This window comes from Tenuibacillus multivorans (assembly GCF_900103915.1).
Taxonomy (GTDB): domain Bacteria; phylum Bacillota; class Bacilli; order Bacillales; family Alkalibacillaceae; genus Tenuibacillus; species Tenuibacillus multivorans.
Map to the genome: position 1 here is coordinate 191892 of NZ_FNIG01000004.1, position 14507 is coordinate 206398.

The 14507-nt window shown below is 38.0% G+C and carries 17 protein-coding genes; 10 read left to right on the top strand and 7 right to left on the bottom strand.

Annotated elements, in window-relative coordinates:
- The first annotated feature begins 16 nt into the window (after window positions 1-16).
- The 7 genes from BLP77_RS08135 (at window position 17) to BLP77_RS08165 (ending at window position 4749) form a co-directional block, all read left to right on the top strand.
- Entirely contained in the window at window positions 17-646 is a 630-nt protein-coding gene (locus tag BLP77_RS08135) for a trimeric intracellular cation channel family protein (protein WP_093856627.1), read from the top strand.
- 17 nt (window positions 647-663) lie between these two features.
- Window positions 664-1353 carry a Crp/Fnr family transcriptional regulator gene (locus BLP77_RS08140; RefSeq protein ID WP_093856628.1) on the top strand — a complete coding sequence of 230 codons (690 nt, stop codon included), beginning with the start codon at window positions 664-666 and terminating at the stop codon, window positions 1351-1353.
- Window positions 1354-1509: 156 nt separating this feature from the next.
- Window positions 1510-1629, top strand: a complete 120-nt coding sequence (locus BLP77_RS08145; RefSeq protein ID WP_093856629.1) for a cytochrome c oxidase subunit 2A — start codon at window positions 1510-1512, stop codon at window positions 1627-1629.
- An 89-nt stretch (window positions 1630-1718) separates the two neighbouring features.
- Entirely contained in the window at window positions 1719-2186 is a 468-nt protein-coding gene (locus BLP77_RS08150) for a cytochrome c oxidase subunit II (RefSeq protein WP_093856630.1), read from the top strand.
- A gap of 1 nt (window position 2187) precedes the next feature.
- Entirely contained in the window at window positions 2188-3816 is a 1629-nt protein-coding gene (locus BLP77_RS08155) for a b(o/a)3-type cytochrome-c oxidase subunit 1 (RefSeq protein WP_093856631.1), read from the top strand.
- A 32-nt stretch (window positions 3817-3848) separates the two neighbouring features.
- Window positions 3849-4211 carry a cupredoxin domain-containing protein gene (locus tag BLP77_RS08160; RefSeq protein ID WP_093856632.1) on the top strand — a complete coding sequence of 121 codons (363 nt, stop codon included), beginning with the start codon at window positions 3849-3851 and terminating at the stop codon, window positions 4209-4211.
- Window positions 4212-4287: 76 nt separating this feature from the next.
- A complete protein-coding gene (locus BLP77_RS08165) occupies window positions 4288-4749 on the top strand; it encodes a hemerythrin domain-containing protein (RefSeq protein ID WP_093856633.1) in 462 nt (153 codons plus the stop codon).
- Window positions 4750-4788: 39 nt separating this feature from the next.
- On the opposite strand, the gene BLP77_RS08170 is transcribed toward BLP77_RS08165, so the two are convergent.
- A complete protein-coding gene (locus tag BLP77_RS08170; protein ID WP_093856634.1) occupies window positions 4789-5037 on the bottom strand; it encodes a hypothetical protein in 249 nt (82 codons plus the stop codon).
- 130 nt (window positions 5038-5167) lie between these two features.
- Here BLP77_RS08170 and BLP77_RS08175 point away from each other — a divergent pair, with 130 nt between their 5' ends.
- Entirely contained in the window at window positions 5168-6460 is a 1293-nt protein-coding gene (locus tag BLP77_RS08175; protein WP_093856733.1) for a hemolysin family protein, read from the top strand.
- Between the two features lie 84 nt (window positions 6461-6544).
- Here the strand turns inward: BLP77_RS08175 and BLP77_RS08180 are convergent, their stop codons facing one another.
- The 3 genes from BLP77_RS08180 to BLP77_RS08190 all read right to left on the bottom strand — a co-directional run bounded on the left by BLP77_RS08180 (window position 6545) and on the right by BLP77_RS08190 (window position 9121).
- Complete coding sequence (locus BLP77_RS08180; RefSeq protein ID WP_093856635.1) at window positions 6545-6943, bottom strand: YuzC family spore coat inner layer protein; 399 nt, start codon at window positions 6941-6943, stop codon at window positions 6545-6547.
- Window positions 6944-7065: 122 nt separating this feature from the next.
- Window positions 7066-8532 (bottom strand): catalase, encoded by a 1467-nt coding sequence (locus BLP77_RS08185; RefSeq protein ID WP_093856636.1) that lies wholly within the window; start codon window positions 8530-8532, stop codon window positions 7066-7068.
- A gap of 211 nt (window positions 8533-8743) precedes the next feature.
- A complete protein-coding gene (locus BLP77_RS08190) occupies window positions 8744-9121 on the bottom strand; it encodes a RidA family protein (RefSeq protein ID WP_093856637.1) in 378 nt (125 codons plus the stop codon).
- 175 nt (window positions 9122-9296) lie between these two features.
- Between BLP77_RS08190 and mbcS the strand changes: the two genes are divergently transcribed.
- On the top strand, window positions 9297-10877 hold the full coding sequence (gene mbcS / locus BLP77_RS08195) for an acyl-CoA synthetase MbcS (protein WP_093856638.1): 1581 nt from the start codon (window positions 9297-9299) through the stop codon (window positions 10875-10877).
- Between the two features lie 27 nt (window positions 10878-10904).
- On the opposite strand, the gene BLP77_RS15830 is transcribed toward mbcS, so the two are convergent.
- Window positions 10905-11081, bottom strand: coding sequence for a hypothetical protein (locus tag BLP77_RS15830; RefSeq protein ID WP_176753009.1), 177 nt, complete (start codon window positions 11079-11081; stop codon window positions 10905-10907).
- Between the two features lie 124 nt (window positions 11082-11205).
- On the opposite strand from BLP77_RS15830, the gene BLP77_RS08200 reads away from it, so the two are divergent.
- Complete coding sequence (locus BLP77_RS08200; protein WP_093856639.1) at window positions 11206-12237, top strand: nuclease-related domain-containing protein; 1032 nt, start codon at window positions 11206-11208, stop codon at window positions 12235-12237.
- A 146-nt stretch (window positions 12238-12383) separates the two neighbouring features.
- Here the strand turns inward: BLP77_RS08200 and BLP77_RS08205 are convergent, their stop codons facing one another.
- Window positions 12384-13466, bottom strand: coding sequence for a metallophosphoesterase (locus tag BLP77_RS08205; protein ID WP_093856640.1), 1083 nt, complete (start codon window positions 13464-13466; stop codon window positions 12384-12386).
- 36 nt (window positions 13467-13502) lie between these two features.
- Window positions 13503-14390 carry a cation diffusion facilitator family transporter gene (locus BLP77_RS08210; protein ID WP_093856641.1) on the bottom strand — a complete coding sequence of 296 codons (888 nt, stop codon included), beginning with the start codon at window positions 14388-14390 and terminating at the stop codon, window positions 13503-13505.
- Window positions 14391-14507: the final 117 nt, after the last annotated feature.

Sequence of the window (14507 nt, forward strand, 5' to 3'; positions counted from 1 at the left end):
AGTAGGGGGTGTAGCGATGACATGGGAAATATTAAATATCATAGGGACAATGGCCTTTGCGATTAGTGGTGCCATCGTAGCATTAGAAGAAGAATATGATATATTTGGCGTTTATTTATTAGGATTTGTGACCGCATTTGGTGGTGGGACGATTCGAAATGTTTTACTTGGATTACCAATTTCAGATATATGGAATCAACATATGCTTTTTACGATTGCCTTTATTACAATGACTTTGTTATTTTTCATTCCCTTTCATTGGGTGTTAGGTTTTAAAAAGCTTTGGGGGGTATTCTTTGATGCGATTGGTCTAGCTTCCTTTGCTGTTCAGGGGGCACTATTTGCTGTAATGGCAGGATACCCCATGAGTGCCGTCATTGTTGGCGGTGTATTAACTGGTACAGGTGGCGGTATGATACGCGATTTATTAGCGGGACGTAAACCGCTTATATTACATCAAGAGATTTATGCGATGTGGGCAGTGTTAGGTGCTATGACGGTTGGCTTTGGAATTGCTGAATCGACTTGGCAACTAATCTTATTAATCATCGGTATCGTAAGCTTGCGCATGCTATCTATGATTTATCAATGGAGTTTACCGACACGACTAGATTGGCTAATTAAATTAAAGAAAATGAAGAGCTGAATTAGGAGGAAGCCCAATTGTTTCATTCAGACGATTTTTTTAGACAATTTCCCATTTTTAAGGATTTAACAGAGGATGAATTAAATCGGTTGAAAGACATATCGATCGAAAAAACATACAAACCAGACGAGGTTCTTTTTCGTCAAAGTGAACCGAGAAAAGCGGTATATTTTATTTTATCAGGTTTAATAAAAGTATATAAAGTTAGTTCAGATGGAAAAGAACAAGTCGTCAATGTTCTGCACTCTAATGAGATGTTTCCGCATGTAGGGTTCTTTGATGACACCCCGTATCCTGCAGCCGCGGTCACGATAACGGATGTCCAATTATTATCGGTTCCAATTGAGGACTTTGAAATGTTATTAATTGAAAAGCCTAACATGGCGATCAAGGTTATGAAGGTAATCGGAAAAAAATTATTAGCATTACAGGAGCGCCTACAGTCGATTCAAACTCAAGATGTTTTTCACCGACTTGTAGTGATGTTAGCTCAATTTGTAAATGAGCTGGGTGAGCAAAAAAGTGATAATGAAATTTTGTTAGAATTACCGATTACGAATACCGATCTAGCTAGTATGATTGGTGTTTCTAGAGAGACTGTCAATCGCGTAATTAACCGACTCAAAAAAGAAGGAGTTATAACGTATAATCGCAAAGAAATACATATTTTAGATTATCGAAAATTAATAGACTATACGATTGATTAAAAACGCCTTAAATATGAGGTGTTTTTAATTTTTTTGTTTTGTGAAGTCCTTCACAAATTCGTCATCATTTGACTCTGATTTTGTGATTTATATCACAAAATTTAGAATCACTTATTAATAAGCTGTAGGTAAGAAAAGAGATAAGGGGGGCTACTAATGAAGCGTCATGGACAGGAGGAAGAAAAGTTACATGGGGCATTTATCTCGGTATTGATTTTAGGTGCTTTTATTGTTGGTTCATGGTTGTCAATCTACTATCTTTTCATTACCAGGTAGGGAGTATAAATTTTAGCTCGCCTGACCACTGGCTTTGCTATTGAGCTTACCAGTTGATGAACTGATAGAACCTTTTGGGAGGGGATTTTATGCACATGCACAAGCTTGAAAAGGTTTGGTTGATTATTGGAGTTATCACATTAATTGCTTTTTTAACAACGGTTGGAATTCAGGCGTTTGCTTCTGGTCATGCACCTCCAAGTGATTTAACGAAAGTTGATCCTGAAAAAGTCGATGAAACACCTCCATTTAATGAACCTGGCCTTAAAAAAGTAGGGGAAAATGAATATGAGTTGGTAATGGTGCTTCAGTCATTTGGATTTACACCCAATAAAGTTGAAATTCCACATGGGTCAACAGTAAAATTTATTGTCACGTCAAAAGATGTTGTTCACGGATTTGAGATTGCTGGAACACGTGTCAATATGATGGTCACACCAGGACACGTGAACTCAATGACTTACACTTTTGAAGAAAAAGGCGAATATCTCATTCTTTGTAATGAGTATTGCGGTATCGGTCACCACATGATGAGTGCCGAACTGGAGGTGAAGTAACATGAACCGATTAGATTCAAGATTAAGTTTAGCTCATTTCTACGTAGCATTTGCTGCTATAGGTGTTGGTGGTTTGTTTGGATTGTTTCAAACTTTGGTTCGTAGTGAAATGATTACTTTGCCATCATCTATTAACTATTATCAAATCTTAACAGCACATGGGGTTTTAATGGCTCTAGTATTTACAACATTTTTTATTTACGGATTCCTCTATTCAAGTATCGTACGAACAACAGGGCCTTTCACGAGTGGTAGAAGGAAGGTAGCTTGGATCGGTTTTATATCTATGGCTATCGGGACAGCTACAGCCGTCATAATGATTTTACTTAATAAAGCAACTGTACTGTATACGTTTTATGCACCACTGGAGGCGCACCCATTATTCTATATCGCTTTAGCATTACTCGTCGTTGGTACTTATTTCGGGGCATTTGCGATATTCGGTCAGTATCGCCAATGGCGCAAAGAACATCAGGGAGAAAAAACGCCATTATTAGCCTTTATGGCAGTCGCGACCTTAGTATTATGGTTGATCGCAACAATTGGGGTTGTCTTAACCGTCGTTCTACAATTTATCCCGTGGTCATTGGGAATATCTGAAACGATTAATATTACCTTGAGTCGAACACTTTTTTGGTATTTCGGTCACCCACTTGTATATTTCTGGCTACTACCAGCATATATGGCCTGGTACGTCATCGTTCCAAAAATTATCGGTGGTAAAATCTTTAGTGACTCATTAGTAAGATTAGCCTTTTTACTTTTTATCTTATTCTCTATCCCAGTTGGTTTTCACCATCAGCTTTTAGAACCAGGAATTAGTGAAGGATGGAAATTTGTTCAGGTTGTTTTAACATTTGCCGTTATAATTCCTTCATTAATGACAGCATTTTCGCTATTTGCAACCTTCGAAATGCGTGGAAGACGACTTGGTGGAAAGAGACTATTTGGTTGGTTTAAAAAATTACCATGGAAAGATGTTCGATTCTTTGCTCCATTTATGGGGATGCTCATTTTCATCCCGGCTGGCGCAGGTGGAATTATTAACGCTAGTAACCAATTAAATCAAATCATTCATAATACCATTTGGGTTACGGGCCACTTTCATTTAACCGTTGGCGCAACAGTAGCTCTTACATTCTTCGGTATTAGTTACTGGCTAATTCCACATCTCAAGGGTCGTAAATTGACTAAAAAAATGAATGGAATTGCATTGTATCAAACGGTTATCTGGATTGTAGGTATGTTTGTCATGTCAGGTGCTATGCATTACTCCGGACTACTTGGTAACCCAAGAAGAACTCAGGTTACAAACTACGGGGATCATGCGGTAGCATCAGCGTGGGGACCTTATGAAACAGCGATGGCAATTGGTGGATCATTACTCTTTATTTCATTAGTTCTATATCTCATCTTGATGATTAATCTAGCATTCTTTGCACCAAAAGGTCAGGAAGAATTCCCAGTTGGTGTAGAAGCTGATCAATCGCTGAAACATCCAGCTATTTTAGAAAATTGGAAGGTGTGGGTAGGTATTGCATTTGCCTTGATTCTATTTGCTTACACGATACCAGTCATTGATATAATTCAGAACGCACCACCTGGATCAAAAGGGTTTAAGTTCTGGTAAGACGTAACGCATAAAATGAGGAGGTATTGACAATGAAAAGGCTATTAATCTTTCTGCTTACTGTTTTATTATTAATGCTTGTGGCTTGTGGCGGAGACGATGGTTCAAGTGATAATGTGAATACAACTGGTGAAACTGGAAATAAAGTAACGGTAGAGGCATCTAATTTCGAATTTGATCATGAAGAGTACGAAGCAAATGCAGGGGAAGTTACAGTAGAATTAGTAAATAAAGAAGGTATGCATGGTATTACAATTGATGGTGTAGATGGTTTTGAGATTCAAAACGATGGTAGTACGCCCGTTACATTAGACCCCGGTGAATATACGATTCGATGCAGTGTTATTTGTGGGCCAGGGCATGCTGATATGATATCAACGTTAGTTGTGAAGTAAACTAAAGAGAGCCCCTCGTTTTGATTACGGGGGTTGCTTTCTTTGTATAAATAGTAAAAGGGTTAGGAGGGCTCTAATGAGACGACATGAAGCATTAAATCCATTATCGCATCATCACCATCATACCCTTATGATGGCTAAAGATATGAAACGAGTTGGTGCAGATCAAAGTACCAAAACTTACAAGCAATTAATTCGAGAGATGATTGATTTCTGGGAAAACGATGGTGAATTTCATTTTAGAGATGAAGAAGAAGTATTAGTTCCGTTATACCTTGAACATTTAGATGAAATCGAGACAGAATTAGTTAAGGAAATGCTATATCAGCATGCTCAAATCAGAAGCTTAATCCATGAACTAAGGGAAAAAAATTTAACATCTTCCTATGAGAAAATGAGACGGTTAGGTGAACTGCTATATGAACATGTACGTTTAGAAGAACGACAACTATTCCCGATAATGGAAAAAGTAATCCCGGAAAAATATTTATATCAAGCTAATGGACGTTTTCATCGCGATTCATATAGTGGTTTTTAAAGACATTTCGTTTCCTAATAAAACGAAGCTCAATCGCATCTAGTGTAAAATATACGTGATAATCAAGCTAACAATGGAACCTAAACAGAAGAGTACCCCATAGCCGATGAAAAACAGGTCATGCTTGAAGTCAAAAAAGAAACCGAGAAGGAATGCAGTCATACTGGCTATCAAAATCGCTCCAAAAATATAAACGTTATAATCCCGCCTCACATTTAGGCCATGTTGAATAAAATTTATCAATGCTGAAACTACCGCAAAGCCCAATATAATGACCAGATAAATCATGGTTATTCTCCCCTACAAAAGATTCATTATGTTAAAAAAATTATACCATAAACCCTTTATGATAAGGCGCATGATTACAGGGTATGATAAAGGTGAGTTTTTACGGGGCGGGTGAAAATAGATGTCTAGCATGACGCTTTTATATGTGTTTCTAATCATTTTATTAATTGCCTTAACTGCATTTTTTGTCATGTCTGAATTCGCCATTGTTAAAATTAGAAGCAGTAAAATTGAGCATCTAGTTGAACGTGGAGATAAACGTGCGATTGCGACGAAAAAGATTATAGGTGAGTTAGATGCTTATTTATCTGCATGTCAACTAGGGATTACCATAACGGCACTAGGACTAGGCTGGATAGGAGAGCCAACGGTTGAACGGTTATTAGGACCTGTGTTTGATTATATTCCACTTCCTGCTTCGGTTTCACATTTATTGTCTTTTGTATTAGCTTTTTCAATTATCACGTTTTTACATGTAGTCATTGGAGAGCTTGCTCCAAAAACATTAGCCATCCAAAAGACTGAGTCTATTGCTCTCCTTACAGCAAGACCTTTAATCTGGTTTTACAAAATAATGTTTCCGTTTATATGGGTATTGAACGGGTCAGCTCGATTATTAACTCGAGTATTTGGCGTTAGTCCAGCATCTGAGCATGAAATTGCGCACTCTGAAGAGGAGTTACGGATTATCCTATCCGAAAGCTATCAAAGTGGCGAGATTAATCAATCAGAGTATAAGTATGTGAATCGAATTTTTGAGTTCGATAATCGATTAGCTAAAGAGATCATGGTTCCAAGGATGAAAATTGAAGCATTCGAAGTTGATGCAACACTCCAGCAATTTCTAGAAGAGGTTCAAGAGTCGACCTTTACCCGTTATCCTGTTATACAAGGTGACCATGACCATATAATTGGGATGATCAATGTTAAACAGGTACTCACGTCCATTTTAAACGTAAAGGATTTTAATCAGGAGATCATTAAACCATACGTTCGTCCAATTATTCGGGTAATTGAAACCGTACCCATCGAACGACTACTGAAAAAGATGCAAAAGGAACATATTCATATGGCTTTGTTAGTAGACGAGTATGGTGGGACATCTGGGATTGTGACGGTTGAAGATATTTTAGAAGAGATTGTTGGCGAAATCCAGGATGAGTTTGATGAAGAAGAGGAGAATCGGTTTCAAGAATTGGAACGTAATGTTTACTTAGTCGATGGACGTGTATTGATTACTGAGATTAATGATTGGTTTGATTTAGATATTGATCCAAATGATGTTGATACGCTTGGCGGCTGGTTGCTAACACAGAAGTATGACCTTAAAAAGGAGGACAGTATTCAATATCAGAACGTTACGTTTCATGTAAAAGAAATGGACGGTTTTACGGTGAGTAAGGTTGAGGTTGTGAATAAATGATGGGCTAATGTTGTGTCTAGGCAGGTAAGGGCTTGTCAATCTAAAAAAGTCCATTTGGCTGCAATCATGACAGCCAAATGAATGTTACCATCTTAGGTCCATTTTTAAATGGCAGCAGTCAGTACCCTCTACTTGAGAACTCATTTTCATCGTAATGCCGTCAGGGTTATAGTCAACGTCAACTCGACTACTTATATCCGTTGACTCCAGTAATTTTTTTACTTCGTCAAGCTCATTTTTCTGAGCGGCCATCATGACATCATGGGCTAGTTTTTCATCTTGAGAAAGGTTGTATAACATTCCACTTGCTTCATTTAACAATCCACGAAATGATTCAGCTGACTTTTTAAACAAACTTGGATCCACTTCCGGGTAGTCTTGACGAGGTGTATATTGCTGATTATACATGTGATATATATCGTACCAAGGATAATAGTAATACGGAATCGTATAAGAATTAAGCTCGTAATTTGAATTGTGCATCTAGTCATTCCCCTTTGAATAAAATTTATATATTTATGTATATGCCTTATTATGGTAAGCATGTGATTTAGAATATAAAAAACCAGTCGTGCACTCACGACTGGTTTTTAAAATATATTTTATTAAGCTTTAACCTCTTGTGGTACTTCTAATCCGAGGCCTTTAGCTAAGCGCTCACCAAAATCAGGGTCAGCCTTGTAGAAATGTCCGATTTGACGAAGTTTGATTTCATCTTTCGTAACAGGTTTCATATGATCAACAAGGTTTTCTACTAAACGTGTTTTTTCATCATCGCTCATTAGACGATATAGATCACCGGCTTGTGTGAAATGATCGCCAGAGTCGTAAGCTACGCTATCTGCTTCGCCTTCAACCTCAAATGGATTCATTTTTGTAGCATTATCTTCTTTCGGCGCATCACTATAGCTGTTTGGCTCATAGTTAATATTGCTTCCTGCGTGACCATTTTGCATATAACCACCACGTTGATAGTTATTAACTTCAGCGACTGGACGGTTTACAGGAAGTTGTTCATGGTTAACACCTAAGCGATAGCGTTGTGTATCAGAATAAGAGAACAAGCGACCTTGTAACATTTTATCTGGTGATGCTTCAATACCAGGAACTAAATGTGCAGGTGATAATGCGGCTTGTTCTACCTCAGCGAAATAGTTTTCAGGGTTACGGTTAAGTACCATTTTACCTACTTCGATTCTTGGGTAATCTTTCTGGCTAACTGTTTTTGTTACATCAAACAAGTCCCATTTGTAAGTTTTGTAATCTTCATATGGAATGATTTGTACATACAATGTCCAAGATGGATAGTCACCTTTGTCTATGGCATTGTATAAGTCTTCGGTATGATAGTCAGGGTTTGTACCTGCTAGTTCATCAGCTACGTTCACATCCATACCTTTGACACCTTGGTCACTGACGAAGTGGTATTTAACCCAGAAAGCTTCCCCTTCTTCATTCACCCATTTATAAGTATGGCTACCATAACCGTTCATATGACGGTATGTTGCTGGAATACCACGATCACCATGTAAATAAGTCACTTGGTGTAGTGATTCTGGAGAATGTGACCAGAAATCCCAAACCATATCCTTATCTTTTAGGTTAGTTTGTGGGTTTCGTTTTTGTGTATGGATGAAGTCAGGGAATTTGATTGCATCACGAATGAAGAAGATTGGTGTGTTATTCCCTACTAAATCATAGTTACCTTCTTCAGTATAGAATTTAACTGCGAAACCACGTGGGTCACGTACTGTATCTGCTGAACCTAGCTCACCAGCAACGGTTGAGAAGCGGATGAACATTGGTGTACGTTTACCTTTTTCATTTAAGAAATCAGCTTTAGTATACTTAGAGATTTCATCGTTAGTAACCTCAAAGTAACCGAAAGCACCGGCACCTTTTGCGTGAACCACACGTTCTGGAATACGTTCACGATCAAAGTGTGCAAGTTTTTCTAATAAATGTACGTCTTGAATTAATGCAGGTCCACGACTACCTGCAGTAATAGAGTTCTGGTTATCACCGACTGGCGAACCACTTGAAGTCGTTAAGCGTTTTTTCTTATCTACCATGAATCATTCCTCCTAATAAAAATGATTTCATATAATATCTTAACTTATTAATAATAAGTTGTAAATTAAAATGATTATAATCAAATGAGCTTATGTGAAATGAGAGTTTTGTAGGATAAACACTGTTAAAAAGGATTTCAACACTGTATTTATCTTATAATGAATACTTTCATTTGGCTAGTTTTTTGACGAATTAATTGAAATTATTAGGCTATGCTTTGGAAGCAATGGCTTCAATTTCAACTTTTACATCTTTAGGTAGTTTGCTAACTTCAAAAGCTGCACGTGCTGGGTAGGGCTCTTTTAAAAAATTGGCATAGATTTCGTTTACTGTAGCAAAATCATCCATTGATTTTAAGTAGATCGTAGTCTTAACCAGGTTTTGATAGTCTAACCCGGCTTCGTTCAAAATCGCTCCTACGTTTTTCATCACTTGTTCAGCTTGTTTAGACACATCCTCACTAACAATATCCATAGATTTAGGGTCAAGTGGGATTTGCCCAGAAATAAAAATTAAGTCACCTACTTCAACGGCCTGTGAATATGGCCCAATTGCGGAAGGGGCTTGTTCAGTCGAATAAACCTTCATGGCCGAAACTCCTTTCATTTTTCTTTCATTTTAACATAGATATGGAAAGTTAGAGTAATAATCTGCCAATTTTGCCCTTTCTTATTATCATATTTTTAATAATTCTGAATAATTGTTATACTATTAATGATAGTTTGAGTTATTACTCAATTAATAATTGACCGGAGGGGATCGAATGAAAAGAGAAGATTTAATAGCACCAGATCAGTATAACATCGTATCGGAGTTTGAAAAGTATGCGATGGATGATGGTCGCAAAGCGATTCTCTGGGAGGATGATCAGGGAAACAAAAAGGATATTAGCTACATAGACTTAATGAAAAATGCGAATAGAGTTGCGAACGTTTTTACTGAGAGTGGCCTACAAAAAGGGGACAAGGTGCTCATTATGATTCCAAGACTGATTGAGGCTTATGAAGTCTATATTGGGGCACTAAAAGCAGGGTTAGTTGTCATCCCTGGTTCTGAAATGTTGCGCTCAAAAGATATTGAGTATCGTCTCACACATGGTGAAGCAAAAGCTATTGTTAGTTACCATCCATTTGTTGAAGAGATTGAAAAAGTTGATCGTGTTGCTGACCTTCAGACGTTTGTGATGGGTGAAGAACGTGATGGCTGGGAGCATTTAGATACATTTATGCAGCATGTGACAGATGACTTTGAAATGGCGGATACTAACCGCGATGATATGGCATTTTTATCATATACATCGGGTACAACTGGTAATCCTAAAGGTGTTGTTCATACTCATGGTTGGGGATATGCCCATTTGAAAACTTCTGCCTCTAATTGGTTAGGCGTAAATGAAGGTGATGTAGTTTGGGCTACAGCAGGACCTGGATGGGCTAAATGGCTATGGAGTCCATTTTTATCGGTTCTTGGCTCGGGTGCAACGGGGCTTGTTTACTTAGGAAAATTTGATCCAAATAAATATTTGGGGCTTTTACAAGAATATAAGGTTAATGCATTGTGTTGTACGCCAACGGAATATCGTTTGATGGCAAAGGTTGACGGTTTAGAGCAATATAATCTCTCGAACCTGCACAGTGCGGTCTCAGCAGGTGAACCGCTAAACCGTGAAGTCATTGATATTTTCCGTCGTTATTTTGATGTAACCGTTCGTGATGGTTATGGGCAAACGGAAAATACATTATTAGTTGGAATCACTAAAGACATGGAAGTTCGCCCAGGGTCAATGGGGCAACCAACGCCAGGGAATACCGTCGACATTATTAATGAAGATGGTGAGCCTTGTGGGCCGGATGAAGTAGGTGACATTGCGGTTCACCGCTCTACACCAGCATTGTTTAAAGAATATTATAAAGATCCAGAGCGTACGCATGCAGCTTACCGTGGTGAATACTATTTAACCGGTGATCAAGCGAAAAAGGATGAGGACGGATACTTTTGGTTTGAGGGCAGGAGTGATGATATTATCATTAGCTCAGGCTATACAATTGGACCGTTTGAAGTTGAGGATGCCTTAGTGAAGCATTCCGATGTACAGGAATGTGCTGTGGTTGCAAGTCCTGATGAAGTTCGTGGAACGGTTGTCAAAGCATTTATTGTATTAAAGGATGGTGTTGATTCAAAACGTGCAGGGTTTGTTGCAGAACTACAAGAACACGTGAAGCATTTGACTGCACCATATAAATACCCTCGTAAGATTGAGTTTATCGACGAACTACCGAAAACAACGTCAGGAAAAATCCGTCGTATTGAATTAAGACAACGTGAAAAAGAAGCGGTGAAATAAAAAGGGAGCCATAAAGTGCCGAGCACTTTATGGCTCTTCTTTTTTGTCTAAAAAATGTTTTAGTTTATCGTCCTTAATCCCTAATTCCTTTTTGATTGTCTTAAGTTCATCGAGAATAATATTCGTATTAATCCACGCGGCAATAGAACCAATAATCGCAAAAATCATGACGATAATTATGATGATATTCAGAATAATAATCACCCACCTATTAAAATTTTAGGGGAATTATACCATTTATATCACTTATAATCTAACCTGTTGAAATTTTCTATAAATTCCTTACAATAGAAGGTAATTAAAGTAGAAAGGAGTTTTTTATGAATAAATGGAACTCAAAACATGCGAAATGTCCCCCCACCTTCTTAAACTAGAAGCCCTCATCAAACGTTTTCCGACTAGTAATCCCAAATATGAAATAATAATGGATGTTTTAAACAGGGAGCGTGCCGGTTTCAACGGAGAGCGACAACTAAAATACCCTTTAAGTAAACTAGACCTTAAGTTTGATCACCTCCATTGTGTACGCCTTAATTACAACAGTTCTTTCTTCCAAATGGATGCACTCCTAATCACGCCACGTTTTATCCTTATTATCGAAGTAAAAAATTACCGTGACGAGGTCATTTTTAAAGAATTTGATCAGGTTTTACATCGGGACAAAGTTTATCAAGACCCCGTTTCACAAGTAGAGGAACAAAAGTATCAATTGGAGATGTGGTTACAGATGAACGGCTTCACCCAAATCCCCGTTGAGACGGTCGTTGTGATGGTTAACCCTCGAGTGCTGTTAAAAACTTCTTCAGAGAATACCATTCATCAAGAGAAAGTGGTCACCCTTCCCCGACTTGCTAGTAAAATCAGAGAGATATCCAATCAGTTTCCTCATGAGTATTTAAAAATTAGCGAGATGAAACAACTAGGACAATTAATTCTAGACGCTCATACCGATTACATCCCAGATATTTTAAAGCTGTATAAAATTAATGCTCATGAGTTAATGCCTGGGTTTATTTGCCCGCAGTGCGGAATTTTAGGCATGAAAATGTATAAAAAGAGATTGGAATGTCCAACTTGCGGCCTTCGTTCAGCAGATGCATTTATGACAGCTTTAAAGGATTATTTTTTGTTAGTCGGGCGAGAGATTACGAACGGTGAATTTAGAAGGTTTACAGGGGTTGAGTCAACTAACACCGCTAAAGGGATGTTAACCAGAGCCGATCTTACTAAAAAAGGAAAGGGAAGGCATACTAAGTATTTGTTGAACTTTAATTATGAGAGAGACTTTGATTACCTGAAGAACACCGATAGAATTCAGAAAACCACCGATAGAATTCAGAAAAACACCGATAGAAAGTGAAGATACACCGATAGAATTCAGAGAAACACCGATAGAAAGTGAAGATACACCGATAGAATTCGGAAAACCACCGATAGAAAGTGAAGATACACCGATAGTGAACGGACAAATAATCCCTTCCCATTCAAAATGAGAAGGGATTAAATTTATTTAAAGCATCCATCAGGCACCCACCCAACGTCTCCATCCACATTCTTAATCAGAAAGTAGCCAGCGCAGTTATCATCTATAATCCAAACTTGATCACCGGCTTCAACGGAAAGGAAGGTCGTGCTGAGGTCGCTTTTGCACATTGTTTTTCCATCGCTTTCAATAAGATACTCGTTTTTAATCCATTGTTGTATGCCTAATTTTTCATTCTGGCAGAGCGTAAAAAATTTTTCCTCTTTTATAATATTCATGTCATAGTTCGGATAGGTTACGTTCCCTTTTCGATCCTCGGATGGTAAGTGATCTTTCTGTATATAGGCTCCATCTCTCAAGGAATCGACATATGTATAGGAATAATTTCCATTTTCGATGATGAGCGCATTAAGCTGACCATCACGCTTAATTCTATTCCCTCCATCTAATGCAATGACTCGTTGTTCATAGTCAATAATCGGATTGTTCGAACTTATTTGATTGGCGCGGTAATTGGCGACTGGCCAGTGACCGACGATGACTATCTTATCTTCCTTGTGTCCTTTTTCATAAAAAGCAGGTACATATAATGCTGTAGGTTCATCGGTTTGTTCGAGTGTTTCATTTAATCCAGCATGAATAATGATATATTCATCGGTTTCATACGCAGTTGGTAAGGAATCAAGCCATTCTATTTCATTTTTAAAATGGTTTAAATAATACGTCCCTAACTCCTCTAAATTCTGAAAATCATGAAGTGACTTACCGTGGTACTCCAACATTTCGTTGAGGACTGATTCTTTTCGGCTTTCCATATAGTTATAAATTCCCTCATGCCCTTCAAAAACATAGCGGTGAATGACATCACAGTTGCCTTTTGTCAAATAGACACGTTCAGAATTTAAGCTCATCTGTTTAACATAGTGAACGACCTCTAGACTGTTATGACCCTTTTCACATAGGTCACCATTAATGAATAAATAATCCTCATTCGTGTAATGTACGTCACTTAATAATTGTTTAAATAAATCCAAGCTAGCGTGAATATCTGAAATTACAATGATGCGCCTGTTTTTGTCTAAATTTAACTTTCTAACATCAATCATTCCTATTCCCCCAATAAAATCCCCTTAATAACATTATTAATGATATGGATTGACGTGAACATATACGTCTTGGACTTCTTCATGCTCGTCCATTAGTTGTTCTTTGAGGTTGGCTGCGATACTGTGCCCTTCGTCGACTGTAATTTCAGGGTCAACGCTAATTTTCACATCGATGATAACGTAGGAACCATGTGTTCGAGCATTCAGTGTATCAATACGTTTAACGCCTTCGACTGTCAAGGTTGATTGTTCAAAGTTTTTCGTTTCTTCTTCATCTAAAACGGTTTCAAGAGTGACGTTTACAGCTTCTTGCCCTAGCTTAAAACCCATCCACATGACAAGGACGGCGATTAGGCTTCCAGCAACTGGGTCAAAATATTGTAAAGCAGGTATACCGTAATGACTACCGGCAATTGATATACCAATACCGGCTAGGGCGATCACAGATGAAAGCGAATCAGAACGATGGTGCCACGCATCAGCTATGATAGCGGGGCTGTTAATTTTATGACCTAAGCGGTATTTATATTGAAATAAAGCTTCTTTGACGATAATGGAAAAAATGACGACATATAACGCATTGATACTTGTATCCTGGGTGTTATGCTGCCAAATAGACTGAATCGCATCTAATAAAATTTCAAATCCGACAATGATTAATAAGATGGAAACGATTAAAGTTGCGATGTTTTCTGCTTTACCGTGACCATAAGGGTGCTCGGGGTCGGGTGGTTTTCTAGCTGCACGAATGCCGATAAGAACAGCAAATGAGCTCACGACATCGGAAGCTGAGTGGAAAGCATCAGCGATTAAAGCTTTACTGTTTGTAAAAACGCCAGCAATACCTTTGATGATGGCAAGCAAAAGATTCGCAACAATCCCCAGTATGGATGCGAATTGTGCTTTTACATAACGTTGATTCATAACAAAAACCTTCTTTTTCTAGGTACTCATAAGTCGATTTGGTAATTTCTATCTTAACAATAAAGATCTTCTCGGTCTATTCATTTTACACAAACGAAACATTTCCACTTTTCATCA